The organism is Rhizobacter sp. P2_D12 (assembly GCF_056404395.1).
The window spans coordinates 1-1,423 of record NZ_JBFUEB010000289.1 but is presented as its reverse complement, the minus strand read 5'-3'; the positions used below and the strand labels follow the sequence as shown (position 1 = coordinate 1,423).

The following is a 1,423-nucleotide window of genomic DNA, read 5'->3' as shown; positions in this document are numbered from 1 at the left end:
CAACTGGCGCCCGTGCTGGCCGCATGCCCCGCCTTGCAGGCGGTGCTGGTCACCGAAGGCGCTGTGACCAGCACACCGGACTTGCCGGTGCTGGATTGGGCTGCATTGCAGGCGCCGCCGGACGCGCGCGTTCCGCACCGCCGCATCGACACCGACATGGCCGCGATCCTGTACACCTCGGGCAGCACCGGCGCGCCCAAAGGCGTGGTGCTGTCACACCGGAACATGGTTGCCGGTGCCGCCAGTGTCGCCGACTACCTCGGCATGACGGCGGCGGACCGCCTGCTGGCGGTGCTGCCGCTCAGTTTCGACTATGGCCTGAGCCAGCTCACCACGGCCTTCCTGCGCGGCGCGTCGGTGGTGCTCATGAACTACCTGTTCCCCAAGGATATCGTCGCTGCCGTGCGCGAGCACCGCATCACCGGGCTGGCCGCCGTGCCCCCGCTGTGGATCGCGCTGGCGCGCCTGGCCTGGCCGGCCGACACCTCGCTGCGCTTCATCACCAATTCCGGCGGCGCGATGCCGGTCGTGACCGTCGAGGCGCTGCAACAAGCGCTGCCGCACACGGCCATCTTCCTGATGTACGGCCTGACCGAGGCGTTCCGCTCGACGTATCTGCCACCGGCCGAGGTAGCGCGCCGCCCTGGCTCGATCGGGCGCGCGATTCCGAATGCCGAGGTGCTCGTGGTGCGGCCCGACGGCACGCTGTGCGACGCCGACGAACCGGGTGAGCTGGTGCACCGTGGCGCCCTGGTGGCGCTCGGTTACTGGAACGATGCGGCGCGCACGGCGCTGCGTTTTCGCCCGGCGCCCGGCCAGGATCCCGCATTGCCGCTGCCCGAAATGGCGGTCTGGTCGGGCGACACCGTTCGCCGCGACGCCGAGGGCTTTTTGTACTTCGTCGGCCGCAGCGACGAGATGATCAAGGTTTCCGGTTACCGCATCAGCCCGACCGAGGTCGAGAGCGTGCTGCACGCCAGTGGCCTGGTCAGCGAAGTCGCGGTGTTCGGCGTCGACGACGCCACGCTGGGCCAGGCCATTGTGGCGGTGGCCGTGGCCGATCCCGGCCTGGTCGACCGCGCCGCCTTGCTGGCAGAATGCAAGCGCCGCCTGCCGGCGTACATGGTGCCGGCGCAGATCGTGCTGCGCACCGAAGCACTGCCGCGCAACCCGAACGGCAAGATCGACCGCAACCTGCTTCGTCACACCCTTCAGGCCGGCTAGCGCCGGCGCCAATCTCTTTGTATTGACCGCAAGCCCATGACCGGCACCAAGCCCCAGCACGCTCCCCAGATCTATTTTCCGGTCGTCGACGATGTCCTGCACGTCGGCGGCATTCCGCTGCCGCGCCTGGCGCAGCGCGTCGGCCGCACGCCGTTCTATGCGATCGACCGCGCCCTGTGCAGCGCGCGCGTGGCCAGCC

1 protein-coding gene is annotated in these 1,423 nt (G+C 69.7%); it reads left to right on the top strand.

Features of this window, described 5'->3' with window-relative positions; all coding sequences use genetic code 11:
* The coding region (locus AC1DYN_RS32505; protein WP_477966921.1) for an acyl-CoA ligase (AMP-forming), exosortase A system-associated at positions 1 to 1,224 on the top strand (1,224 nt) is incomplete at its 5' end.
* Between the last annotated feature and the right edge of the window lie 199 nt (positions 1,225 to 1,423).